This window comes from Variovorax sp. J31P179 (genome assembly GCF_030316985.1).
Lineage (GTDB): Bacteria > Pseudomonadota > Gammaproteobacteria > Burkholderiales > Burkholderiaceae_C > Variovorax > Variovorax ginsengisoli_B.
This window is the reverse complement of the sequence record NZ_JASZYL010000003.1, coordinates 245,039-269,062: the sequence shown is the minus strand read 5'-3', so window position 1 is coordinate 269,062 and position 24,024 is coordinate 245,039. Positions and strand designations below refer to the sequence as shown.

The following is a 24,024-nucleotide window of genomic DNA, read 5'->3' as shown; positions in this document are numbered from 1 at the left end:
CTCAGCGTGCCCCCAGCACCGCGGGGTTCAGCGGCGTCACCGGCTTGCCGTCGACCAGGAAGCCGATCAGGTTGTCGACCGCGAGATCGGCCATGGCCCGGCGGGTCGGCACGGTGGCGCTCGCGATGTGGGGCGTCAGCACCACATTGGGAACGGTCAGCAGGTCGGGGTGCACCTTGGGTTCGCCCTCGAAGACGTCGAGGCCGGCGGCGGCGATGCGGCGCTCGCGCAGCGCAACGGCCAGCGCGGCGTCGTCGACGATGCCGCCGCGCGCGATGTTGACCAAGGTCGCGGTCGGCTTCATCAGCGCCAGTTCTGCGGCGCCGATGGTGTGGTGGGAAGCCGGCGTGTAGGGCACCACCAGGACGACGTGGTCAGCAGTCTTGAGGAGCTCTTCCTTGCCGACGTAGCTGGCCTTGCACTCGGCTTCGAGCGCGGCATCGAGCCGCGAACGGTTGTGATAGATCACCTTCATGCCGAAGCCGAGCGCACCGCGCTTCGCGATGCCCTGCCCGATGCGTCCCATGCCGATGATGCCGAGCGTGGAGCCATGGATGTCGGAGCCCGAGAACATGTCGTAGCGCCACTTCTTCCACTGGCCTGCGCGCAGGAAATGCTCGCTTTCGGCAATCCGCCGCGCCGTGGCCATCAGCAGCGCGAAGCCGAAGTCGGCCGTGGTCTCGGTCAGCACGTCGGGCGCATTGGTGCCCAGCACGCCGCGCGCGGTCATGGCGTCGAGGTCGAAGTTGTTGTAGCCCACGGCCATGTTGGCGCAGATCTTCAGGTCGGGGCAGGCCGCGAGCAGCGCGCCGTCGATGCGCTCGCTGCCGGTGGTGAAGACGCCCTGCTTGCCCTGCAGCTTCTCGATCAGCTGGGCCGCGCTCCAGTCGTCGTCGGCCTGGTTGGCCTCGACGTCGAAGTGGGCCTGGAGCCGGGCGATGGTCTCGGGGAAGATCGAACGGGCGACGAGGACTTTGGCTTGGGTCATGGTCAGCGGAAGAAGATGAAGGTGGTGAGGATGAACAGCGGGATCAGGATCGCGCCCGACCACAGCATGTAGCCGAAGAAGCTCGGCATGCGCACGCCGCGGCTCTCCGCGATGGCCTTGACCATCAGGTTGGGCGCGTTGCCGATGTAGGTGTTGGCGCCCATGAAAACGGCACCGGCCGAGATCGCCGCCAGTGTCGTCGCATAGGTGGTCATCAGCGCCTGCGGGTCGCCGCCCGCGGTGTTGAAGAACACCAGGTAGGTCGGCGCATTGTCGAGGAAGGAGCTCAGGATGCCGGTGGCCCAGAAGTACATCGCCGGGTCGGGTTGGCCGTCGGGCCGGGTGACGGCCGAGACGATGGCGCCGAACGGGCCATGGAGGCCGGCCTTCAGCATCGCGATCACCGGCACGATGGTCAGGAAGATGCCCGCGAACAGCTTGGCCACCTCGGCCATCGGGCCCCAGCCGAACTGGTTGTCGGCATGGACCTTGGGCGCGGTGAGCTTGAGCGACAGCAAGGTCAGCGCCACCAGCCCGACGTCGCGCACCAGGCCCGGCAGGCCGACCCAGGTGCCGTGGATGTCGAAGCCCAGCGGCGACTTCCAGACGCCGCTCAGCAGCACCAGGAAGAGCACGCCGCCCAGCAGCCAGAAGTTGACGGCGCCGTCGAAGCCGATGCCGCCGGTGTCGGGGGTCGGGTCGAAGGGCGTGACGCCTTCGTGGCGGAAGTACCAGCGGTCGAGCGCATAGAACAGGGCCAGCAGCGCGCCGACCACGAACAGCGTGTCGGGAAAGATGTTCTTCGCGGTCCAGAAGAAATCGACGCCCTTGAGGAAGCCGAGGAACAGCGGCGGATCGCCCAGCGGCGTCAGCGACCCGCCGACGTTCGACACGATGAAGATGAAGAACACGACCACGTGCACCTTGTGCTTGCGGTCGTCGTTGGCACGGATCAGCGGCCGGATCAGCAGCATCGAGGCGCCGGTGGTGCCCATCAGGCTGGCGAGCACCGCCCCGATCGCGAGGATCGCCGTGTTCAGGCCGGCCGAGCCGCGCAGGTTGCCGCGGATATGGATGCCGCCGGCGACCGCGAACAGGGCCGTGAGCAGGATGATGAACGGGATGTATTCGGCCACCAGCGCATGGACCAGCTGGGCCCCGGCCTGGGGGGCGCCGTAGATCAGCCCGAAGGGCAGCAGGAAGGCCAGCGACCAGGCGGCCGACACCTTGCCGTAGTGGTGGTGCCAGAACGAGGGCGCCAGCAGCGGCAGCAGCGCGATCGACAACAGGATGCCGGCGAAGGGCAGGCCCCACAGCGGCGACAGGCTGCCGCCGTCGAACTCGGCGGCGGCGGCAAGCGCCGGAAACGCCAGGGTCGACGCACCGGCCACCCCGATTCGCAGCCAGCGGCCGCAGCGGATCGGCGCCCTCATGCCGCAGGCTGCTCGATCTCGAAGACCTGCCGCAGGTAGGCCAGGTAGCGTTCGTCCTCGCACATGTTCTTGGACGGCGTGTCGGAGAGCTTGGCCACCGGCTGGTCGTTGCAGCGGATCATCTTGATGACGATCTGCAGCGGCTCGTAGCCGAGGTCGTTGGTCAGGTTGGTGCCGATGCCGAAGGCCAGCTGGCAGCGGCCGCGGAACTGCTGGTACAGCTCGATGGTCTTGGGCACCGTGAGGCCATCGCTGAAGATCAGGGTCTTGGTCAGGGGGTCGACCCGGCTCGCGAGGTAGTGGGCCAGCATCCGCTCGCCCCACTGGAATGGGTCACCGCTGTCGTGGCGCGCACCGTCGAAGAGCTTGCAGAAATAGAGGTCGAAGTCGCGCAGGAAGGCGCTCATGCCGTAGACGTCCGACAGCGCGATGCCGAGGTCGCCGCGGTATTCCCGGGCCCACGATTCGAAGCCGAAGACCTGGCTGTCGCGCAGCCGGGGGCCGAGCGCCTGGCAGGCCTGCAGGTATTCGTGCGCCATGGTGCCGAGCGGAATCAGGCCGAGCTTCATGGCGTACAGCACGTTGCTGGTGCCAGCGAGCTGCGGCAGCTTCGACATCGCGTGCAGCGGCGCCGGCGCCGTGACCGCGCCGAGCCGGCTGACCAGCGTGCGCAGCACCTCTTCGTGCCAGTCCTTCGAGAAGCGCCGGCGGGTGCCGTAGTCGGCGATCTTGAGGTCGGCCAGCCGGTCGTCCTGGAGCTGGGCGATCTTGGTCTCGAGCCGGCGCCGGCCCTCGGCCAGGTCGGGCTGGGGCTGGGTATTGCGGAAGTACACCTCGTTGACGATCGCCAGCACGGGAATCTCGAACAGGATGGTGTGCAGCCACGGCCCCTTGATGCTGATCTCGAGCTCGCCCGAGGGCTGGGGAACGATGTCGATGTACTTCTCGTTGAGCCTGAACAGCCCGAGGAAGTCGACGAAGTCGCTCTTGATGAAGCGCATCGAGCGCAGGTAGCTCAGTTCGGGTTCGCGGAACTGCAGCGAGCAGAGATGCCGCACCTCTTCGCGGATCTGGACGGCGAAGCGCGCCAGGTCGATGCCGGGGTTGCGGCACTTGAAACGGTACTCGACCCGCGCGCCCGGGAAATGGTGCAGGACCACCTGCATCATCGTGAACTTGTAGAGGTCGGTATCGAGCAGGCTGTGAATGATCATGGTGCGGCGCGCTGGTCTCCGGATTTCGGTGTGCGTTCGATTATCACGGGCGGCGTCGGCAAGTGCCTACGGCCCCTTCCCCGGGCGTCCTACCGGGGCGACGGCGGCCCCACGCGACAGTGTCTCCACGCCGGCCAGCAAGCGATGCGACCGGCGAGCAACCATCTGAAGCTGAAGGAGATACGTCATGAACAAAGACACCGTCGAAGGCAACTGGAAGCAGTTCAAGGGCAAGATCAAGGAGCAATGGGGCAAGCTGACCGACGACGATTTCGACGTCATCGCCGGCAAGCGCGACCAGTTGCTCGGTCGCATCCAGGAGCGTCACGGCATCAGCCGCGATGAAGCCGAAAAGCAGGTCGCCGACTGGGAACGCCGCGATGGCCGCACCCCCGCCGCGATCTGGATGGAACGCGTCTGACGTCCCACCCCACCCCATCACAACTCTGGAGAATCGAAATGAAAAAACATCTGCTCATGCTTGCGATCGCGTCCACCTGTTTCGTCGCCGGCCAGGCCAGCGCGATGACGCAGGACGAATACAAGGTCGCCAAGGAAAAGATCGAGGCCGACTACAAGGTCGCCAAGGCCCAGTGCGACACCCTGAAGGACAACGCCAAGGACGTCTGCGAGAAGGAAGCCAAGGGACATGAAAACGTCGCCAAGGCCGAACTCGAACAGCAGTACAAGCCGAGCCCGGCGCACGCCCGCAACGTGGCCGAAGAAAAGGTCAAGGCCAACTACGAAGTCGCCAAGGAAAAGTGCGACGACCTGAAGAGCGATGCCAAGAGCGCTTGCGAGAAGCAGGCCAAGGCCGATGAAGCCAAGGGCAAGGCCGAGATCAAGGCCATGAAGATGTAATGCGCCTCCGGGCTGGCTGATCTTTGGTAGCCACCCACCCCCTGCCGGGAGCACTGGCAGGGGGTTTCGCTATTTGAGTTCGTCCACCACGGCTCGCAGGGCTGCCGGCAGCTTCACCGGCCGCTGAGTTTCGCGGTCGACATACACGTGGACGAAATGCCCTTGCGCCGCCGCCGTCTCGGCGCCCTCGGCGAACAGGGCGATCTCGTAGCGCACGCTGGAACTGCCAGCATGCGCCACCCGGATGCCGGCCTCGACGGTCTGAGGGAAAGCCAGCGGGGCGAAATAGTGGCACTGGGTCTCCACCACGAAGCCGATCGTCGCACCCTGGTGGATGTCGAGCGCCCCGCGCTCGATCAGCAGCGTATTCACCGCCGTGTCGAACCAGGCGTAGTAGACGACGTTGTTGACGTGGCCGTACATGTCGTTGTCGGCCCAGCGCGTCTGGATGCGCCGAAAGCAGCGGTAGCCGCTGCGGGATTGGGGGGTCGGTCGAACAGCGCTCATGGCGCGGCATTCTGCCAGCGCCGTCTCGGCGATCCTGGCGGAAATGGAATGCAACGCCTTCGGAACATTCCCATGGACAAGTTTTAGAAAACACGTTCTAAATTGCTGCAGCGCAATAAAAACCCCTTGTCCAGAACGCGTGGCTGCCTATACTTGAGGCCATGCTGCACCGCAACATAAGTGAAGGGGCAGCTCAAGCGTGAATCAACATTTTCAATTCAACTGGAGCACCACCATGGCCCTCACCGCCGACCAAATCATCTCTTCGCAAAAAGCCAACCTCGAAACCCTGTTCGGCCTGACCACCAAGGCCTTCGAAGGCGTCGAAAAGCTGGTCGAACTCAATGTGACCGCTTCCAAGGCCGCCCTGACCGAAGCCGCCGGCACCAGCCAGGCTCTGCTGAGCGTCAAGGATGCGCAAGAGCTGCTGACGCTGCAAGCCAGCCTGTTCCAGCCCCTGGCCGAAAAGACCGCTGCCTACAGCCGTCACCTGTACGACATCGCCCAAGGCACCAGCGCCGAGTTCACCAAGGCTTTCGAAGTCAAGGCCGCTGAAGCCCAGCAAGCCTTCGTCGGCCTGGTCGACAGCGCCGCCAAGAACGCCCCGGCCGGCTCGGAAACCGCCGTCGCCGTCATGAAGAGCGCCGTGGCTGCCGCCAACAACGCCTTCGAATCGGTGCAAAAGGCTGTCAAGCAAGCCTCGGACGTCGCCGAAGCCAACTTCCAGGCCGTGCAGACCACCGCCGTGAACGCCGCCAAGAGCACCGCCCAGACCGCCACGCGCAAGCGCTAAGCATTTCAGGCCCGCTGCGAACGGGCCGCGATTGTCTCCTTGGGTCCTTCGGGATCCAATTCAGGGCCCCGTCTCCGGACGGGGCCTTTTTTTATGGCCGATCGGGTCTTCGATAATGGCCGCCACACCATTTGGAGATCGGCATGCAAATCAACGGCAAGGTTTTTATCGTGACGGGTGGCGCTTCGGGCCTGGGCGAAGGCACGGCGCGGATGCTGGCAGCGAACGGCGGCAAGGTGGTCGTGGCCGACATGCAGGCCGACAAGGGCGAAGCGGTCGCCAAGGACATCGGCGGCGTCTTCGTCAAGTGCGATGTCAGCCAGGAGGCCGACGGCCAGGCCGCGGTGGCAGCCGCGCTGCAGTTCGGCAAGCTCGTCGGCCTGGTCAACTGCGCCGGCATCGCGCCGGCCGAGAAGACCGTCGGCAAGAACGGCCCGCACGCGCTGGCGGTGTTCAGCAAGACGGTCACGGTCAACCTGATCGGCAGCTTCAACATGATCCGACTGGCGGCCGACGCGATGGCCAGGAACGAGCCCGAGACCACCGGCGAGCGCGGCGTGTTGATCTCGACCGCCTCGGTGGCGGCCTACGACGGCCAGATCGGCCAGGCCGCCTACAGCGCCTCGAAGGGCGGCGTGGTCGGCATGACCCTGCCGATCGCCCGCGACCTGGCGCGCAGCGGCATCCGCAACATGACGATCGCCCCCGGCATCTTCGGCACGCCGATGCTGTTCGGCATGCCGCAGGAGGTGCAGGACGCCCTGGCCGCCAGCGTGCCCTTCCCCTCGCGCCTGGGCACGCCCGAGGACTACGCCAAGCTGGCCAAGCACATCATCGAGAACGACATGCTCAACGGCGAGGTGATCCGCCTCGACGGCGCGATCCGCTTGGCGCCCCGCTGAACTGACCCCCACGCTCCCTCACTTCGTGTAGTCGCTGCCCCCCGAGGGGGCCGCAGGCCGCCTTGGGGCGGCCCGGCGCCGGCCTGACTGGCCCCCACGCTCCCTCACTTCGTGTAGTCGCTGCCCCCCGAGGGGGCCGCAGGCCGCCTTGGGGCGGCCCGGCGCCGGCCTGACTGGCCCCCACGCTCCCTCACTTCGTGTAGTCGCTGCCCCCCGAGGGGGCCGCAGGCCGCCTTGGGGCGGCCCGGCGCCGGCCTGGGTGGCCCCTCTCGTCCGGTGGCTGGCCGCCGAGGGCACCATCAGCAGCCTCGTCGGGCTTCAGGCTGCCGGTGCGCTCCAGGCGCTCGAACTGGGCGATCACCTGGGCGCCGAACAGCACCAGCGTGGCGGCGATCTCCAGGCTCAGCAGCACCACGATCGCGGTGGTGAGCGAGCCGTAGACGACGTTGACCTGCGACAGGGTGGCGAAATAGAACACCAGTACCCGGCGCGTGACCTCCCACAGCAAGGCGGCGGTCACGCCGCCGATCAAGGCATGCCGCAGGCGCAGCCGGCCGACCGGCATCACCAGGTAGAGCGAGGTCAGCATGAAGATCTCGCCGCCCAGCCCGAGCAGGTAGAGCAGCACGCCCGAGACGCCCGACAGCGACCAGCTGTAGCCGAGCAGCTCGACGCTTTCCTCGCCGATCACCTGCAGCGCGCCCGTCACAAGGGTCACCAGCATCAGGCCCACGCACAGGCACAGGATGTAGATGTAGGGCATCACCACCGAGATCAGGAAGTGCCGCGAATGCTCGGCCTTGCGGTGGTGGAAGATCACTGCCATCGCGCCCTCGAGCACCGTGAAGGCCAGCGAACTGAAGAAGATCATCGTCACCAGCAGCACCGGGCCGAGCACCTCCGCATGGGTCAGGAAGTTCGACAGTTCACCGACGATCGCCTGCGACTGGCCGGGCAGCAGCCAGGCCAGGTAGCGCCCGACCGCACTCAGCAGCGCCGCCTGGTCGACGAAATGCGACAGCGCGATGACGCTGACGATCAGGAGCGGCACGATCGACAGCAGCGCGTAGTAGGCCACCGCGCCCGCGAGCAGCAGGCCCTGATTGGCCTTGAAGCTCTTGAGCGCCTGCCAGATGAAACGCAGGGGGTGGCGCAGCACGGGGCCGATCGGGTGGGTGAGGGAACGGCGGATCATTCGGTGCTTTCGGGCCATCGGCGGTTCGTGGGCCCGGCGCGGGCCTGACGGCTTGCGTATCATTTGGAGTTCCGAGCCTACATGACCATCCCCGCTTCTTTCATCCAGGAACTGATCGCACGCGCGGACGTGGTGGAAATCGTCGGACGCTATGTCCAGCTCAAGAAGGCCGGCGCCAATTTCATGGGCCTGTGCCCCTTCCACGGCGAAAAATCCCCGTCCTTCTCGGTCAGCCCGACCAAGCAGTTCTATCACTGCTTCGGCTGCGGCGTGCACGGCAACGCGATCGGCTTCCTGATGGAGCATGCCGGCATGGGCTTCGTCGAGGCGGTGCACGACCTGGCCGGCCAGTACGGCCTGCAGGTGCCCGAGGACGACGCCTCGCCCGAGGAACGGGCCCGCGCCGCCGGCCAGCGGCAGAAGCAAGCCACTTTGTCGGAGGTGCTCGAGAAGGCCGGCGAGGCCTACCGCAAGCAGCTGCGGCAATCGCCCGGCGCGATCGACTACCTCAAGGGCCGCGGCGTCTCGGGCGAGGTCGCGAAGCAGTTCGGCATCGGCTACGCGCCGGCCGGCTGGCGCTCGCTGGCCAGCGTCTTCCCCGACTACGACGACCCGCTGCTGGCCGAGAGCGGCCTGGTGATCGTCGGCGAGGCCGAGGAAGGCGGCGAAGCCAAGCGCTACGACCGCTTCCGCGACCGCGTGATGTTCCCTATCCGCAACGTCAAGGGCGAATGCATCGGGTTTGGCGGCCGGGTGCTGGGCGACGAGAAGCCCAAGTACCTGAACTCGCCCGAGACCCCGGTGTTCAGCAAGGGCCGCGAGCTCTACGGGCTCTACGAAGCCCGGGCGGCCTTCCGCGACCGCGGCTACGCGCTGGTCACGGAGGGCTACATGGACGTCGTGGCGCTGGCGCAGCTGGGCTTCCCGAACGCGGTCGCGACCCTCGGCACCGCCTGCACGCCCGAGCACGTGCAGAAGCTGTTCCGCTTCACCGAATCGGTGGTCTTCAGCTTCGACGGCGACGCCGCCGGCCGGCGGGCGGCCCGCAAGGCGCTCGACGGCGCCCTGAGCTACGCCACCGACGTGCGCAGCATCAAGTTCCTGTTCCTGCCGGCCGAGCACGACCCCGACAGCTTCATCCGCGAGTTCGGCGCCGACGCCTTCGCCCGCTTCGTGTCCGAAGCCACGCCGCTGAGCCGCTTCCTGATCGAGGCGGCCCGCGAAGGCTGCGAACTGTCGACCGCCGAAGGCCGCGCCCACATGGCCAGCAATGCCCGCCCGCTCTGGAGCGCCCTGCCCGAAGGCGCACTCAAGCGCCAGCTGCTGGCCGAGATCGCCGCCCTCGCGCAGCTCGGCACCCAGGAGCTGGCCGAGCTCTGGACGCCGGCGGCGCCGCGCCCGCCAGCCCCGGCGCTTTCGCGGGCCAGCGCGCCGGTCGCCTCCGAAATGACCGAGGAGGACTGGGCCAGCCGGGACCAGTGGTTCGACGAACAGGCGCGCGGCGGTTCCGAGAAAAAGCGCTTCAAGTCGTTCCGCCAGCCGCCACCTCCCCGCCCGCCCCCGGGCGGCCGCCGGCTGCCGACCAGCCGGGCCGACGTGGCGGCGCGGCTGGTGCTGTCGAATCCGGCCGAATGGGAAGCCCTGTCGCACGAGCTGCACGCCCTGCTCTGCGACCTGCCCGGCGAGCACGGCCAGCTGTTCGCCTGGCTCGACAGCCAGGGGCACGAGCATGGGATCCAGCCCTGGGCGGCGCTGCGCGAGGGCCTGCGCGGCCTGAGCTTCGAAGCGCTGGCGGTGCGGGTCATGACCGGCCCGGACGGCGGTCCGATCGGCGATGCCGAGGGCGAGCAGGCGGCCGATGCGGCCCGCGAACTGCGCAACGTGCTCGACTACATGCTGGACGACCTGCTCAAAGCCCAGCAAAGCGAGGCGATCGCGGCGGTCGGCAGCGATCCGCGGGCGCTGGAACGCTACAAGGCGCTCGAAGCGCGCCGGCTGGAGTTGCGAAATCGCCTCAGGCCGAGCACAAACAGTGCTTGAAAAACTGGCAGCGCGCTATAATGTAAGGCTTAGCCAGACGCTCGAGGGCGTCTGGTTGAAGCAAAAATAGGCAAGAGCGACAGCAGCACCTCCGGGCCGACCCCAAGCGCAATGCACTTCCCGATGGGAAAAGGGTCAATACACCGCAAGGACTGCACACCAAATGTTCGCCCGACATCTTGCCTTTTGACGGCTGCCGGGGGCTCGCGCTCCCCCAGCCTCAGTGTTTGTGCTCCTGCCTGCGCCGGGTTTCGAGGCGCGTGTGATTCCGCTTGGTCCATCTTGTTGTACGAGGTCGTATGCCCAGTTCAAAGAAGCCTGCCGTGTCCGCTGCCAAGAAGCCCGCTGCAGAAAAACCGTCGAAGACCGCCGCGCTGCAGGCAACCAAGACGGGTGCCGTCGCCTCCAAGGCGTCAGCAGCAACGAAAGTGAAAACCGTGCCCACCAAAACGACTCTCTCCGCCGATCCCACCATCGAAAAGCCCGCCGCCAAGAAGGTGGGCCGTCCGCCCAAGGCCGCCGGCACCACCACCGGCGCCAAGCGCGGCCGCAAGCCGAAGGCCGGCAATGAATCGGCGGGCAGCGACATCGATCTGTCCGACATCGAGGACGACCTGGCCGGCGAGGAGCCGGCAGCGACCACGACCGAAGAAAAGGTCAAGCCGCTGCGCATGAAGATCAGCAAGGCCAAGGAACGGGCCTTGATGAAGGAATTCGGCCTCGACGAGACCGTGCTGTCCGAAGAAGACCTGGCCAAGCGCCGTTCGCGCCTGAAGACCCTGATCACGCTGGGCAAGACCCGCGGCTACCTGACGCACGGCGAAATCTCCGACCACCTGCCCGACAAGCTGGTCGACGCCGAGACCATGGAAGTCGTGGTCACGATGCTCAACGACATGGGCGTGGCCGTCTACGAGCAGACCCCCGACGCCGAGACCCTGCTGCTGAACAACACCGCCCCGACCGCCACCACGGTCGAGGAAGCCGAAGAAGAAGCCGAAGCCGCCCTGTCGACCGTCGACAGCGAATTCGGCCGCACCACCGACCCGGTGCGCATGTACATGCGCGAGATGGGCACGGTCGAGCTGCTCACGCGCGAAGGCGAAATCGAGATCGCCAAGCGCATCGAAGGCGGCCTGATGGCGATGATGGAAGCCATCTCGGCCTCGCCCGCCACGATCGCCGAGATCCTGCGCCTGGGCCAGGAAATCCGTGACGGCAAGGTCGTCATCTCGACCATCGTCGACGGCTTCTCGAACCCCAACGAGGCCGACGACTACGTGGCCGAAGAAGACTTCGACGAATTCGACGAGGAAGACGACGACGACGGCAAGGGCGGCTCCAAGGCGCTGACCAAGAAGCTCGAAGAACTCAAGCGCGACGCGCTCGAACGCTTCGACCGCATCGCCGTGCTGTTCGAGAAGGTCCACAAGATCTACGACAAGGAAGGCTACGGCACGCCGGCCTACGAGAAGGCGCAGCACGCCCTGTCCGAAGAGCTGATGACGATCCGCTTCACGGCCCGCACGATCGAGAAGCTGTGCGACCTGGTGCGCACCCAGGTCGACGACGTCCGCAAGAAAGAGCGCGAGCTGCGCCGCATCATCGTCGACAAGTGCGGCTTCCCTCAGGAAGAGTTCATCCGCGACTTCAGCGGCTACGACAAGAACGGCAACCGCGTCGCCTCCAACCTGCTCAACCTCAAGTGGGTCGAGAAGCAGGCCGCCGCCGGCAAGCCCTGGAGCGCCGTGCTGGCGCGCAACATCCCGCCGGTGCAGGAACTGCAGCAGCGCCTGACCGACATCCAGTCGCGCGTGGTGGTGCCGCTGACGCAGCTGAAGGACATCAACAAGCGCATGAACGAAGGCGAGTCGTCTTCGCGCGATGCCAAGAAGGAAATGATCGAGGCCAACCTGCGCCTCGTGATCTCGATCGCCAAGAAGTACACCAACCGCGGCCTGCAGTTCCTGGACCTGATCCAGGAAGGCAACATCGGCCTGATGAAGGCGGTCGACAAGTTCGAATACCGCCGCGGCTACAAGTTCTCGACCTACGCGACGTGGTGGATCCGCCAGGCGATCACCCGCTCGATCGCCGACCAGGCGCGCACCATCCGCATCCCGGTCCACATGATCGAGACCATCAACAAGATGAACCGCATCAGCCGGCAGCATCTGCAGGAGTTCGGCTTCGAGCCCGACGCCAGCATCCTGGCCGCCAAGATGGAGATCCCGGAAGACAAGATCCGCAAGATCATGAAGATCGCCAAGGAGCCGATCTCGATGGAAACCCCCATCGGCGACGACGACGATTCGCACCTGGGCGACTTCATCGAGGACAGCAGCAACACGGCGCCGATCGAGGCCGCGATGCAGGCCGGCCTGCGCGACGTGGTCAAGGACATCCTCGACAGCCTGACGCCGCGCGAAGCCAAGGTGCTGCGCATGCGCTTCGGCATCGAGATGTCGACCGACCACACGCTGGAAGAAGTCGGCAAGCAGTTCGACGTCACGCGCGAGCGCATCCGCCAGATCGAGGCCAAGGCGCTGCGCAAGCTCAAGCACCCGAGCCGTTCGGACAAGCTGCGCAGCTTCATCGACACTCTGTAAGCGCGCACTCGCAAGCAGACGACAAGAAGGCGCCCTCGGGCGCCCTTCTTTTTTCCAAGAACACCAAGAATCCACCGGAGCCGCCGCCCATGAACCCCGAAGCCGACAAACTCTGGCGCGCGCCGCGCTGGGCGCTGGCCGTGCTGCTGGCGGTGCTGGGCATGCTGGGTCCGTTCTCGATCGACACCTACATCCCGGCTTTCTCGGGCATCGCGCGCTCGATCGGCGCCACGCCCGCCGAGATGCAGCAGACGCTGTCGGCCTACCTGTTCGGCTTCGCCTTCATGAACCTGTTCCACGGCGCGCTGTCGGACAGCTTCGGCCGCCGGCCGGTGGTGCTGTGGGGGCTGGCGGTGTTCACGGTCGCATCGCTGGGCTGTGCGCTGTCGCAGACCATCGGGCAACTGGTGCTGTTCCGCGCCCTGCAGGGCCTGTCGACCGGCGCCGGCATCGTGGTCTCGCGGGCGGTGATCCGCGACATGTTCCCGCCGGCAGAGGCGCAGAAGGTGATGTCGCAGGTGACGATCTACTTCGGCATCGCGCCGGCGATCGCGCCGATCGTCGGCGGCTTCCTGTTCGTGCACCTGGGCTGGCACGCGATCTTCTGGTTCCTGGTCGGCGTCGGCGTGGTGCTGTGGGTCGCCAACTTCAAGCTGCTGCCAGAGACGCTGCACAAGGACCATCGCCAGCCCTTCGAGGTGCGGCATCTCATGCGCGGCTACTGGGACCTCTGCTCCGACCCGCGCTTCCTGCTGCTGGCGCTGGCCAGCGGCGTGCCCTTCAACGGCATGTTCCTCTACGTGCTGGCCGCGCCCGCCTTCCTCGGCGAGCACCTGGCGCTGGCGCCGACCCAGTTCTTCTGGTTCTTCATCCTGACCATCGGCGGCATCATGAGCGGCGCCTGGGCCAGCGGCCGGATGGCCGGCAAGGTGGCGCCGAAGCGGCAGATCCGCGACGGCTTCGTGATCATGCTGGCGACCTCGATCCTGAACGTGGCCGCCAACGCACTCTTCACCCCGCATGCCGCCTGGGCGCTGTGGCCGCTGGCGGTGTTCGCCTTCGGCTGGGCACTGATGGTGCCGGTCGTGACCCTGCTGGTGCTCGACCTGCACCCGGACCGCCGCGGCATGGCCTCGTCGCTGCAGGCGGTCATCGGCTCGACCGCCAACGGCATCGTCGCCGGCGTGGTCGCGCCGCTGGTGATGCACTCCACGCTGGCACTGGCCGCCACCTCGCTGCTGATGCTGGGCGTCGGCCTGGTGGCCTGGGCCTGGCTGCACGGGCGCTGGCCCGAGATCGGTCGCCGGGTCGCCGGCGAGGCGGCCTGACGCGATGCGGTCGTTCGATCTGCGAAGCTTCGCCCGCGCCTGGCTGCCCGGGCCCACCGTCGTCGACGGGCGCGAACGGCTGCGCGCGGTCGTGGGGGCTGCGATCGGCCTGCTGTTCACCGGCCTCGCCTGCGAATGGCTGGCCGGCGGCAGCGGCTGGCTGATCGCCCCGCTCGGCGCCAGCGCGGTGCTGGTGTTCGCCTTGCCGGCCAGCCCGCTGGCCCAGCCCTGGCCGGTGATCGGCGGCAACACGCTCGCGGCCCTGGTCGGCGTTGCCTGCGCCCATTGGCTGCCCGACGCCGTCTGGACCGGCGCGCTGGCGACCGCCCTGGCGATCGGGCTGATGTTCGCCATGCGCTGCCTGCATCCGCCGGGCGGCGCGGTGGCGCTGCTGGCCGTGCTGACCCACACCGGCGAGCTGCCTTTCGCCTTCCTCCCGGTGTTCGCCGATTCGCTGCTGCTGGTGCTGGCCGGCGTGGTCTACAACAGCTTGACGGGACGCCGCTATCCGCACCTGCAGTTGGCGCCGCCGCGCCCGCCCGGGGCCGATGCGGGCGCCATGTCGGCCGACATCGACGCCGTGCTGGCGCGCTACAACCAGGTGCTGGACATCAGCCGCGACGACCTCGAATCGCTGATCCGGCAGACCGAGTTGGAATCCTGGCACCGGCGGCTCGGCACCGTGCGCTGCGCCGACATCATGTCGCGCGACCCGGTGGTGGCCGAGTTCGGCATGCCCCTGCAGGACGCCTGGACCCTGATGCACGAGCGCCGCATCAAGGCGCTGCCGGTGACCGACCGGACGCGCCGGGTGGTCGGCATCGTCACCCAGGCCGACTTCTTCCGCCAGATCGACCTGGAGCACCACGAGGGCATCGGCGGCCGGCTGCGCCACTTCATCCGCGCGACCCGCAGCGTGATGTCGAACAAGCCCGAGGTGGTGGGCCAGATCATGACGCGCCAGGTGCGCGTGGCCAGCGAGGACCGGCCGCTGGCCGAACTGGTGCCGCTGTTCTCCGAAGGCGGCCACCACCACATCCCGATCATCGACGCCGAGCGCCGCCTGGCCGGGATGATCACGCAGTCGGATTTCGTGCGCGCGCTCTACCGCGCGGTCGGGCCGGAGAACTGACCCCGCCGGGCGGCCAGTGGGCCGGCTCGGCGAAGCGCGCCACCAGGAAATCGAGCAGCGTCCGCAGCGACGCCGGCATCTGGCGCCGCGACGCGTAGACACCGTAGACGCCCAGGCCCTGCGGCTCGAAGTCGGGCAGCAGCGCCACCAGCCGGCCCTGGGCGATCGGCCCGCGGGCCGAGTAGGCCGGCTGCATCGCGATGCCGGCGCCCTCGATGGCCGCGGCCAGCAGCACCTGCGATTCGTTGGCGCTCAGGTTGCCGCTGACCGGCACCGCGATGCGCTCGGCGCCCTGCTCGAACTGCCACAGGCTCTTGCCGAAGTAGGAATAGGTCAGGCAGTTGTGCCCTGCCAGGTCCTGCACGCTGGCCGGCACGCCGTGGGCCGCCAGGTAGGCCGGCGAGGCGCAGACCACCGAGTCGCACCGGCCCAACGGCCGGGCGATCAGGTTCGGATCGAGATCGTTGGTGATGCGGATCGCGAGGTCGATGCGTTCCTCGATCAGGTTCACCGGCCGGGCGTCGATGTGCAGGTCGATCGCCACCCGGGGATGGCGGCGCAGGTAGTCGGCCACCGCCGAGGCGAGCACGTCCTGGGCCAGCGACTGCGCGCAGGCCACCCGCAGCAGGCCGCGCGGTTCTTCCGCGCAGGCGCTGGCGGCAGTCGCCATCTCGGCCGCGACCTCGAGCATGCGGCGGCAGCGCGCCAGGGTTTCTTCTCCGGCCTCGGTGAGGCTGAGGCGCCGGGTCGTGCGATGCAGCAGCCGGGCGCCGGCCCACTGCTCCATCTGCGCAAGATAGCGCGTCACCATGGCGCGCGACATGTCGAGCGTCTCGGCGGCCGCGGTCATGCTGCCGCGCTCGGCGATGCGGACGAAAACCTCGGCGGCGACGATGCGGTCCATATTCGATCGAATCAAGCAACAAACCATTGCATGCTACGCGGTTTTTCGATCGGATAGAGAAACATACGATACGGGCAACACCACCCAAGGAACACCCATGAGCAAGATCGCCCTTCTCGGGATCACCGGCCGCGCCGGCTCCCGCATCGCCGACGAACTGCTGGCGCGCGGCCACAGCGTGACCGGCGTCGCCCGCCATGTCGACGGCGTCGACGCCCGCCCCGGATTGAGCCTCCACGCCGCCGACGCGAAAGCGCTCGACGCCCTGGTGCCGCTCTTGCGCGGCCATGACGTGCTCGTGAGCGCGACCCGTTTCGCGGGCGGCACGGACGCCGCGACCCTGATCGCCGCCGCCCGGCAGGCCGGCGTGCCGCGGCTGCTGGTGGTCGGTGGCGCGGGCAGTCTCGAGGTCGCGCCCGGCGCGGCGCTGATCGACGCGCCCGGCTTCCCCGACGCCTACAAGGCCGAGGCCGCCGCCGGTGGCGCGATGCTGGCCGCGCTGCGCGCGGAGAAGGACCTGGACTGGACCTTCTTGTCGCCCTCGGCGATCTTCGAGCCGGGCCAGCGCACGGGCAAGTTCCGCGTCGGCGGCAACAGCCTGCTGAACGACGCCGGCGGCAAGAGTTGGATCTCGATGGAGGACTACGCGATCGCGATGGCCGACGAGATCGAGTCCCCGAAGCATCCGCGTCAGCGTTTCACGGTGGGGTACTAGAGGGGCGGACGGGGCGGGCGGGTCGGCATGTTCAAGCGGCTGCCGACCCCGGATGTCGACTTCCATGGATCGACGACCAGGAGCCCGCAGCCCTCGAAATCGGTGACGTTCCGAGTCGCCAACTGGACACCATGGTGCCTCGCGATCGCGGCGATCTGAGCGTCGAACTGGCTGATGGGACGACCGGCAGCCCGCCGCGCGCTCATGATATCGGCGTAGACCCAAGCTGCCGAGGGGTCGAACGGCAGTATGCGCCCCCCAAAATCCTCGTCGAACATCGCCCGAACAGCGGTTTCGAGCGCCGCACGCCGCTTGCCTGCAGGCAACAGTCGCGCCCCAAGCATCATTTCCGCCTGCGTGATCGAACTGACGAACAGGGTGTCGGCCGGTTGGGCTTCGAACCATCTCAGCACGCCCGGGTCGGGGGTCGCCCGCAAGAGTTCCGACAGGACGTTGGTGTCGAGAAGCGTGCTCATCGAGCGCTTTCGCAGAGCGGCGCTTTGGACTTCTTTGGAGCGAGACTCCGGCTCGCCGAAAAGCTGCTGCGCAGCAGCGCTGCGGCATTCGCCTTCTGAGCGGCCGGGCGGCTCATCGTCGTTTCCGGGGCGCAGGGGCGGGCTTTGGTTTGCTCGGCGCGGACGCGGCTGCCTCGTCGCCGAAGTCGGGCGGCGGGCGCACCGGAGCCCTGGCCTCGATGGGCAATTGAACATCGCCCAGGGTCGCGAATCGAGAGCGAATGCGGGCGCTCAAATCCAGCGACGGCTGCGGCGACTCCTGCAGCGCGGCCCTCAGGATCTGACGCGCCTCTTCTTCCATCGACCGGTTGCGGGCCGCCGCACGCAGACGCAACCGGCTCTTGAGCGGATCCTCCAGATTGCGAATCGTCAGGGTTGCCATCGCGCGTTCCTCCCGTGGAACCCGATTGTAGTCATTGCTTTCATTGCTAGCACCGACTCGCCACGGTTCCAGGGGCGCCCGTGCAGGCCTCCGTCAGACCGCCGCCCCCCCATTCATGGCCTTTCCAGGCCCGATTCCGTTCATGCAGGGTCAGATAGAGGAGCGCCAGCACGGTTTCGTCGATGGCGCGCACATCGAGTTCCATGATCTTCTCCTGTCAGATGCCGGGGTTCTCCAAGGTCCTCTTCATCGCCTTCAGCCCCTCGGCGATCATGCCCGCGATCGCCGGCTTCATCTCGTGCGGCAGCAGGTCGGCGATCCAGACCAGTCGGCTGTGCCCCGCGTCTTCGGCGAACACCTGCAGCGAGGCGTTGTGGTGCGTGAGACGGCCGCCGCTGGCCGACCAGACGGCGCGGCGCGCCGCGTCGTCGAGGTCGACGATGACTTCGCGCGCCACCACGCCGTTGCCGAAGGTGACGATGCGGGCATCGCCGTCGAGCTTGCAGTCGGTGACGAAACCCGGCACCAGCCGGCGGTGGATTTCGCCGACGTCGCGGACCGCGTCCCAGATCTTCTCGGCCGGGGCCGCGACCTGGATTTCCTGTCGAATCGATGCCATGTTCGACCCTTTCACCGGCAACAAGGGCCCGTGAGTTTAGGCCGATGCGCCCTATCGACCAACCCCCAGCAGCCGCTCCAGCACCTCGGGCTGTGCCCGCAGGCTGGCCGCGTGGTCCGCATGCACCACGGTGCCGTGGTCGAGCACCACCGCCTCGTCGGAGATCGCGAGGATCGCCTGCGGATGCTGCTCGACGATGATCGCCGCCAGACCTTCGTCGCGGGTGATGCGGCGGATCGCCCGCAGCAGCTCTTCGACGATGATCGGCGCCAGTCCCTCGAGCGGCTCGTCGAGCAGCAGCAGGGTCGGGTTCAGAACCAGCGCGCGGCCGACGGCCAGCATCTGCTGCTCGCCGCCCGACAGCTGCGTGCCCAGGTTGCCCTTGCGCTCCGCCAGCCGCGGGAACATCTCGTAGACCCGCTGCGGATTCCAGCGGCCCGGCCGCTCCACCGCCGTCAGGTTCTCGTGCACCGTCAGCGACTTGAATATGTTGCGTTCCTGCGGCACCCAGCCGATGCCGGCCGCCGCCCGCAGGTGCGGCGACAGCTTGTGCAGCGCCGTGCCGCCTAGCGTGATGCTGCCGCCGTGCTGGCGCGTCGCGCCCGCCAGCGTGTTGATCAGCGTGGTCTTGCCGGTGCCGTTGCGGCCCAGCAGCGCCAGCGTCTGGCCCTCGCCGAGCGCGAGCCCGACGTCGTGCAGCACCACGGCCTCGCCGTAGCCGGCGCTCAGGTTCTCGATGCGCAGCAGTTCAGACATGCGCGGCTCCATGGCCCAGGTAGACCTCTTTCACCTTCGGGTCGTTGGCGATCGTGTCCGGATCGCCTTCGGTCAGCAGCGTGCCGTTGACCAGCACGGTCATGCGGTCGGCGAAGCTGAAGACCAGGTCCATGTCGTGCTCGATCAGCAGCACCGAGACGTCGGCCGGCAGCGCCGCCACGGTCTCGAGCAGCTCTTCGCGTTCACCGGCCGGCACCCCTGCAACCGGCTCGTCGAGCAGCAGCACGCGCGGCTCGCAAGCCAGCGCGATCGCGATCTCGAGCAGCCGCCGCTTGCCGTAGGCCAGATGGCGGGTCTGCTGCCCGGCGACGTCGGCCAGGCGGAACTGCTCCAGCAGCTGGCCGGCCCGTTCGGCCACCGCCGTCGAGGAGCCCAACGGGCGCCACCACTGGGCGCCCACGCCGCTGTGCTGCGAGACCACCAGCGCCAGCGTCTCCAGCGGCGTCATCGAGTCGAACAGCTGGTTGATCTGGAAGGTGCGCACCATGCCGCGCGCCACCCGGCGGTGCGGCGCCAGCCGCGTGATGTCCTCGCCCTCCAGCACGATGCGGCCCTCGGTGGGCGTGAGCACGCCGGTCAGCAGGTTGATCAAGGTCGTCTTGCCGGCGCCGTTGGGGCCGATCAGGGCATGGCGGGCACCGCGCCGCAGGTTCAGCGTGACGTTGTTGGTGGCCGTGATGCCGCCAAAGCGCATCACGAGGCCGGTGGCGGACAGCACGATGTCGCTCATGGCTTCACCGCCTTGCGAGCGCCGAACCAGGTCCAGGGCTTGAGCAGCCGGTCGCGCCCGACCAGCACCAGCAGCACCAGGATCAGGCCGATCCAGAACATCCAGTACTGCGGCGTGACGGTCGACAGCGTGTCCTGCAGCAGCTTGAAGACGATCGCGCCGGCAATGCCGCCGTAGAGCCAGCCGACACCGCCGATGACCAGCATCAGCACCACGTCGGCCGAACGGTCGAAGGCCAGCACGTCGAGCGAGGCGAAGCCGGTGGTCTGGGCCAGCAGCGCGCCCGCGCCGCCCGCCACGGCCGCCGCCACGGTGTAGATCACGGCCAGCCGCGACACCACGGGGATGCCGATCGCCATCGCCCGCAGCCGGTTGTCGCGGATCGCCTTGAGCGTGGCGCCGAAAGGCGAATGCACCAGCCGGCGCATCAAGAGGAACAGCAGCAGCAGCACCGAGAGCGAATACCAGGCGGCGGTGCGGCCGAACAGGTCGAAGTCGAAGACGCCCAGCACCGGCCCCATCACCACGCCCTGCAGCCCGTCGGCGCCGCCGGTGAGCCAGTCGAGCTTGTTGGCCAGCTCGAGCAGCAGCAGCGCGGTGCCCAGGGTGACCATCAGGCGCGTCAGGTCGCTGCCGCGCAGGATCGTGACGCTGGCCACGGCGCCCAGCGCCGCCGACAGCGCGATGGCCACCACCAAGCCGATCGTCGGATCGGGCATCACATGCTTGGCGAACAACGCCGCCGTATAGGCGCCGAAGCCGAAGAAGGCCGCGTGGCCCAGCGACACGATGCCGGTGTAGCCGAGGATCAGGTCGAGCGACATCGCGAACAGCGCGACGATGGCGATCTCATTGATCATCAGCGCATGCGACGGCACCAGCAGCGGCAGCGCGAAGGCCACCACCCACAGCGCGTATTCCCACGGCCGCCAGCGCGCCTTCTCCAGCAAGGGTTGGCGGAAGTCCATCACTTGCCCCCCTTGCGCGTGAACAGGCCCTGTGGTCGCCACATCAGGATCAGGATCATCAGCAGGTAGACCGTGAAGGCGCCCATCTTCGGGATGAAGTACTTGCCCGCCACGTCGGCGATGCCGAGCAGCAGCGCGGCCAGCAGCGGCCCGGTGATCGACGAGGTGCCGCCGACCGAGACCACGATGAGGAAATAGATCATGTACTTGAGCGGGAAGGTCGGATCGAGCCCGAGGATCTCGGCGCCCAGCGCACCGCCCAGCCCCGCCAGACCCGAGCCCACCGCGAAGGTCAGCAGGAACACCACGTTGACGTTGATGCCCAGCCCGGCCGCCACGCGCGGATCGTCGACCGCCGCGCGCAGCCGGCTGCCGAAGCGGGTCTTGGACAGGATCAGTTGCAGCACCACGGTGAGCAAGGTGCAGACCGCGATGATGAAGATGCGGTAGTGGCCCATGCCCAGCAGCAAGGCGCCATCGCCGAGTTCGGTGCGCCCGCGCAGCCACTCGGGCAGGTGGATGTTCTGCTGCGAGGAGCCGACGAAGTAGTCGACCGCCGCCACCGCCATGAAGGCCAGCCCGATCGAGAACAGCACCTGGTCGAGGTGCGACTTGCCGTACATCGGCCGGTAGAGCGTGCGCTCGAGCAGCGCCCCCGCTGCGCCGACCACCAGGAAGGCCAGCGGCAGGCACAGCAGGAACGGCACCCCGAGCTTCTGCATCGCGAACACCGTGAGATAGCCGCCGGCCATCGCGAAGGCGCCGTGCGCGAGGTTGATGAAGTTCATCAGCCCCAGCGTCACGGCCAGGCCGACCGCGAGCACGAACAGCAGCATGCCGTAGGCAATGCCGTCAAAGAGAATGGTCAACATGCGGCTGTCCGGAATCCTTCGTCTGGCTTACTTGGACTTGCCCGGGTCCTTGACGGACTTGATGACGTCGAACTCGATGTTGTAGAGCTGGCCGTCCTTCTTCTCGACCTTGCGCAGGTAGATGTCCTGCGTGATGTCGCGGGTCTGGGCATCGATCAGCACCGGGCCGCGCGGGCTCTCGAAGACCTGGCCCTTCATCGCGGCCAGCAGCGCATCGCCGCCGCCCTGGCCCTTGGTGGTCTTGAGCGCCTCGTAGATGATGCGCATGCCGTCGTAGCCGCCGACGGCCATGAAGTTCGGCCGCATGTTCTTGTTGGCGGCTTCGAAGTCGGCCACGAACTTCTTGTTCATCGCCGAGGGATGGGCCGTCGAGTAGTGGTGCGAGGTGACCACGCCGAGCGCGCCTTCGCCCATGTCGTTGAGCTGGTCGTCGTCGGTCACGTCGCCGGTGCCGATCATCTTGATGCCGGCCTTGTCCATGCCGCGCTCCAGGAACTGCTTCATCACTGCCGCGCCGGCGCCCGAGGGCACGAAGACGAACAGGGCATCGGGCTTGGCGTCGCGCACCTTCTGCAGGAAGGGGGCGAAGTCGGGGTTGCGCAGCGGCACCCGCAGCTTCTCGATCACCTTGCCGCCATTGAGTTCGAAGCGCTCGGCGAAGAACTTCTCGGCGTCGTTGCCCGGACCGTAGTCGGCCACCAGCGTGACCACCGACTTGATGCCGTTCTTGGGTGCCCAGTCGCCCATCGCGACCGCGGCCTGCGGCAGCGTGAAGCTGGAACGCACGATGTAGGGCGAGGCCTGGGTGATGCTCGAGGTGGCCGCGGCCATGACGATCTCGGGGGTCTTGGACTGGGTCGCGATCGGCGCCACTGCGAGCGCCAGCGGCGTCAGGCCGAAGCCGGCCAGCACGTTGACCTTGTCGTTCACCACCATCTCCTGGGCGATGCGCTTGGTGACGTCGGGCAGGCCGGTGTCGTCCTTGACGATCAGCTGGACCTTCTTGCCGGCGACCGTGTCGCCATGCTGGGCCATGTAGAGCTTGGCGGCGGCTTCGATCTGGCGGCCGGTCGAGGCCGACTGGCCGGTCATCGGCAGGATCATCCCGATCTTGAAGGTGTTGTCCTGTGCCTGGGCGGCCAGCGGCAAGGCCAGCGCGATGGCGGTCAGGCTGGCGGCCTGGACGAGATGGCGACGAAGCATGGGAACTCTCCTATTTCAGTGGAAGCGTGACGGTGGATATTGTGACCAGATGCAAGCAGGCCCGGACGCCGGCAAATACCTAGGCTTCAAGCCCGGGCTGCGAATTCTGCGCGATCAGTAAAACGGCTGCGCGATCATCGCGCAACGCATGCGGGGTCTCAGGGATTGTCGGGTCGCCAGGCGGAGTCGAGCGTGATGGTGCCGACCGCGCGCGAGACGCAGGCGCAGATGCGGCGCCCGGATGCTTTTTCGTGTTCGCTCAGGAACACGTCGCGGTGGTCGATCTCGCCGTCGACCGCCAGCACGTCCATCGCGCACAGGCCGCACTCGCCGCGGCGGCAGTCCCAGAGTGTCTGGACGCCCGCGCCCTCGAGCGCTTCGAGCAGCGTGCTGCCTGCTGGCACCGTGATGGCGAGGCCGTGGCGCGGAATCCGCACCTCGAAGGCTTGGGTCGGCAGCCGGCCGCTGCTGCCGAAGGTCTCGAAGCGCAGGTCGGCCTGCGGCCGGCCGGCGGCGGCCCAGGCCCGCTTGACCGCCTCGAGCATCGGCACCGGTCCGCAGGTGTAGAGCTGGCCGCCGGCGGGCAGCGCGGCGATCTCGGCGGCGAAGTCGATCGGCGCCGCGCCGGTGTGGGCCTGCACGCTGGCGCTCGGGTGCGGCGCCAGCGCCGCACGCAGCTCCGGCAGGTAGGCCAGCTCGGATTCGTTGCGCGCGCCGTAGAGCATGCGCACCGGGACCCCGCCGCGCTCGGCCAGCGCCGCCAGGCGCTGCGCCATGTAGACCAGCGGCGTGATGCCGATCCCGCCCGCCACCAGCAGGTAGCCGGGCGCCGTCAGGTCGAGGCCGAAGTGGCTCTGCGGTTCGCTGACCAGCAGCCGGTCGCCGATGGCCAGCCGCCACATCGCGAGCGAGCCGCCGCGGCCGTCATCGAGGCGCTTGACCGCGATCCGCCAGCTGCGGCCGTCGGGCGCGCCGACCACCGAGTAGGAACGGTTCTGCATGCGTCCCGCGCCGGGCGCGCCGACCAGTACTTGGACCTGCAGGTGGGCACCGGGCTCGTGCCCGGCGACCTCGCCCGACTCGGGCGTGATCACGAATTCGCGCACGGTGGGGCTGAGGTCCTTGATGGCGCTGATGCGCGCCGGCATCCAGTGGATATCGCTTTTCATCTTCGGGGTCCATGGCGGTATGCGCCTGCGGGCTTGGGGGGCGGAACTCGGGGGGCGCGTACCGAGGGCACCGGGTGGCCCCCTCCGCTCATGTCCCCCGCCTTCGGCTCCTCCTTTACTTCGCTGCGGGGGCCACCCGGTGCCCTCGGCACGGGTAGCAGGAGGTCG

At 67.7% G+C, this 24,024-nt stretch carries 24 protein-coding genes and 1 pseudogene; 9 read left to right on the top strand and 16 right to left on the bottom strand.

Going from position 1 to position 24,024, the window contains the following annotated elements; genetic code table 11:
• Nucleotide 1: 1 nt before the first annotated feature.
• Genes QTI17_RS09410 through pncB form a run of 3 tightly spaced genes read right to left on the bottom strand, consistent with a single transcriptional unit; the run spans nucleotide 2 to nucleotide 3,635 of the window.
• Nucleotides 2-988, bottom strand: coding sequence for a 2-hydroxyacid dehydrogenase (locus tag QTI17_RS09410; protein WP_286532614.1), 987 nt, complete (start codon nucleotides 986-988; stop codon nucleotides 2-4).
• A 2-nt stretch (nucleotides 989-990) separates the two neighbouring features.
• The gene (locus QTI17_RS09405; RefSeq protein ID WP_286532611.1) at nucleotides 991-2,421 is read right to left on the bottom strand and encodes a sodium:proton antiporter; all 1,431 of its coding nucleotides are present in this window, start codon (nucleotides 2,419-2,421) and stop codon (nucleotides 991-993) included.
• A complete protein-coding gene (gene pncB / locus QTI17_RS09400; RefSeq protein WP_286507398.1) occupies nucleotides 2,418-3,635 on the bottom strand; it encodes a nicotinate phosphoribosyltransferase in 1,218 nt (405 codons plus the stop codon). Before pncB ends, QTI17_RS09405 begins: the two co-directional genes overlap by 4 nt.
• A gap of 187 nt (nucleotides 3,636-3,822) precedes the next feature.
• Between pncB and QTI17_RS09395 the strand changes: the two genes are divergently transcribed.
• Nucleotides 3,823-4,056: a CsbD family protein gene (locus tag QTI17_RS09395; RefSeq protein WP_286524538.1), complete on the top strand. Its 234-nt coding sequence runs from the start codon at nucleotides 3,823-3,825 to the stop codon at nucleotides 4,054-4,056.
• 38 nt (nucleotides 4,057-4,094) lie between these two features.
• Nucleotides 4,095-4,496 (top strand): hypothetical protein, encoded by a 402-nt coding sequence (locus QTI17_RS09390; RefSeq protein ID WP_286532608.1) that lies wholly within the window; start codon nucleotides 4,095-4,097, stop codon nucleotides 4,494-4,496.
• Nucleotides 4,497-4,565: 69 nt separating this feature from the next.
• On the opposite strand, the gene QTI17_RS09385 is transcribed toward QTI17_RS09390, so the two are convergent.
• Nucleotides 4,566-5,003 (bottom strand): acyl-CoA thioesterase, encoded by a 438-nt coding sequence (locus tag QTI17_RS09385; protein WP_286532606.1) that lies wholly within the window; start codon nucleotides 5,001-5,003, stop codon nucleotides 4,566-4,568.
• 235 nt (nucleotides 5,004-5,238) lie between these two features.
• Here QTI17_RS09385 and QTI17_RS09380 point away from each other — a divergent pair, with 235 nt between their 5' ends.
• The gene (locus QTI17_RS09380; protein ID WP_286524543.1) at nucleotides 5,239-5,796 is read left to right on the top strand and encodes a phasin family protein; all 558 of its coding nucleotides are present in this window, start codon (nucleotides 5,239-5,241) and stop codon (nucleotides 5,794-5,796) included.
• A 143-nt stretch (nucleotides 5,797-5,939) separates the two neighbouring features.
• Complete coding sequence (locus QTI17_RS09375) at nucleotides 5,940-6,698, top strand: 3-hydroxyacyl-CoA dehydrogenase (RefSeq protein WP_286532604.1); 759 nt, start codon at nucleotides 5,940-5,942, stop codon at nucleotides 6,696-6,698.
• A 190-nt stretch (nucleotides 6,699-6,888) separates the two neighbouring features.
• Here QTI17_RS09375 and QTI17_RS09370 read toward each other — a convergent pair whose 3' ends face one another.
• On the bottom strand, nucleotides 6,889-7,893 hold the full coding sequence (locus tag QTI17_RS09370) for a YihY/virulence factor BrkB family protein (RefSeq protein WP_286532602.1): 1,005 nt from the start codon (nucleotides 7,891-7,893) through the stop codon (nucleotides 6,889-6,891).
• A gap of 81 nt (nucleotides 7,894-7,974) precedes the next feature.
• Between QTI17_RS09370 and dnaG the strand changes: the two genes are divergently transcribed.
• From dnaG to QTI17_RS09350, 4 genes are all read left to right on the top strand, one after another.
• Complete coding sequence (gene dnaG, locus QTI17_RS09365) at nucleotides 7,975-9,933, top strand: DNA primase (protein WP_286532600.1); 1,959 nt, start codon at nucleotides 7,975-7,977, stop codon at nucleotides 9,931-9,933.
• Nucleotides 9,934-10,232: 299 nt separating this feature from the next.
• Nucleotides 10,233-12,542, top strand: a complete 2,310-nt coding sequence (gene rpoD, locus QTI17_RS09360) for an RNA polymerase sigma factor RpoD (RefSeq protein ID WP_286532598.1) — start codon at nucleotides 10,233-10,235, stop codon at nucleotides 12,540-12,542.
• 89 nt (nucleotides 12,543-12,631) lie between these two features.
• A complete protein-coding gene (locus tag QTI17_RS09355) occupies nucleotides 12,632-13,870 on the top strand; it encodes a multidrug effflux MFS transporter (RefSeq protein WP_286532596.1) in 1,239 nt (412 codons plus the stop codon).
• A gap of 4 nt (nucleotides 13,871-13,874) precedes the next feature.
• Entirely contained in the window at nucleotides 13,875-15,002 is a 1,128-nt protein-coding gene (locus tag QTI17_RS09350; protein ID WP_286532593.1) for an HPP family protein, read from the top strand.
• Here QTI17_RS09350 and QTI17_RS09345 read toward each other — a convergent pair.
• On the bottom strand, nucleotides 14,947-15,906 hold the full coding sequence (locus tag QTI17_RS09345) for a LysR family transcriptional regulator (RefSeq protein ID WP_286532592.1): 960 nt from the start codon (nucleotides 15,904-15,906) through the stop codon (nucleotides 14,947-14,949). The two genes, QTI17_RS09350 and QTI17_RS09345, sit on opposite strands and share 56 nt — an antisense overlap.
• Before the next feature lie 97 nt (nucleotides 15,907-16,003).
• Between QTI17_RS09345 and QTI17_RS09340 the strand changes: the two genes are divergently transcribed.
• Nucleotides 16,004-16,621 carry an NAD(P)-dependent oxidoreductase gene (locus tag QTI17_RS09340; RefSeq protein WP_286532590.1) on the top strand — a complete coding sequence of 206 codons (618 nt, stop codon included), beginning with the start codon at nucleotides 16,004-16,006 and terminating at the stop codon, nucleotides 16,619-16,621.
• On the opposite strand, the gene QTI17_RS09335 is transcribed toward QTI17_RS09340, so the two are convergent.
• The 10 genes and pseudogenes from QTI17_RS09335 to QTI17_RS09290 form a co-directional block, all read right to left on the bottom strand.
• Nucleotides 16,618-17,097 (bottom strand): type II toxin-antitoxin system VapC family toxin, encoded by a 480-nt coding sequence (locus QTI17_RS09335; protein ID WP_286532588.1) that lies wholly within the window; start codon nucleotides 17,095-17,097, stop codon nucleotides 16,618-16,620. The two genes, QTI17_RS09340 and QTI17_RS09335, sit on opposite strands and share 4 nt — an antisense overlap.
• Before the next feature lie 112 nt (nucleotides 17,098-17,209).
• Nucleotides 17,210-17,518, bottom strand: coding sequence for a FitA-like ribbon-helix-helix domain-containing protein (locus tag QTI17_RS35030; protein ID WP_353506698.1), 309 nt, complete (start codon nucleotides 17,516-17,518; stop codon nucleotides 17,210-17,212).
• A gap of 109 nt (nucleotides 17,519-17,627) precedes the next feature.
• A pseudogene (locus tag QTI17_RS35220) lies at nucleotides 17,628-17,723 on the bottom strand (DUF6429 family protein); the annotation flags it as partial.
• 12 nt (nucleotides 17,724-17,735) lie between these two features.
• A complete protein-coding gene (locus tag QTI17_RS09320; protein ID WP_286532584.1) occupies nucleotides 17,736-18,137 on the bottom strand; it encodes an SRPBCC family protein in 402 nt (133 codons plus the stop codon).
• Between the two features lie 51 nt (nucleotides 18,138-18,188).
• Nucleotides 18,189-18,893 (bottom strand): ABC transporter ATP-binding protein, encoded by a 705-nt coding sequence (locus QTI17_RS09315; protein WP_286532582.1) that lies wholly within the window; start codon nucleotides 18,891-18,893, stop codon nucleotides 18,189-18,191.
• Complete coding sequence (locus tag QTI17_RS09310) at nucleotides 18,886-19,644, bottom strand: ABC transporter ATP-binding protein (protein ID WP_286532580.1); 759 nt, start codon at nucleotides 19,642-19,644, stop codon at nucleotides 18,886-18,888. The genes QTI17_RS09315 and QTI17_RS09310 overlap by 8 nt, the downstream gene beginning before the upstream one ends.
• A complete protein-coding gene (locus QTI17_RS09305) occupies nucleotides 19,641-20,612 on the bottom strand; it encodes a branched-chain amino acid ABC transporter permease (protein WP_286532578.1) in 972 nt (323 codons plus the stop codon). The genes QTI17_RS09310 and QTI17_RS09305 overlap by 4 nt, the downstream gene beginning before the upstream one ends.
• Nucleotides 20,612-21,484, bottom strand: coding sequence for a branched-chain amino acid ABC transporter permease (locus QTI17_RS09300; protein WP_286532576.1), 873 nt, complete (start codon nucleotides 21,482-21,484; stop codon nucleotides 20,612-20,614). Before QTI17_RS09300 ends, QTI17_RS09305 begins: the two co-directional genes overlap by 1 nt.
• Nucleotides 21,485-21,511: 27 nt before the next feature.
• Nucleotides 21,512-22,687 (bottom strand): ABC transporter substrate-binding protein, encoded by a 1,176-nt coding sequence (locus QTI17_RS09295; RefSeq protein WP_286532573.1) that lies wholly within the window; start codon nucleotides 22,685-22,687, stop codon nucleotides 21,512-21,514.
• A 158-nt stretch (nucleotides 22,688-22,845) separates the two neighbouring features.
• On the bottom strand, nucleotides 22,846-23,856 hold the full coding sequence (locus tag QTI17_RS09290) for a PDR/VanB family oxidoreductase (RefSeq protein ID WP_286532571.1): 1,011 nt from the start codon (nucleotides 23,854-23,856) through the stop codon (nucleotides 22,846-22,848).
• Nucleotides 23,857-24,024 lie beyond the last annotated feature (168 nt).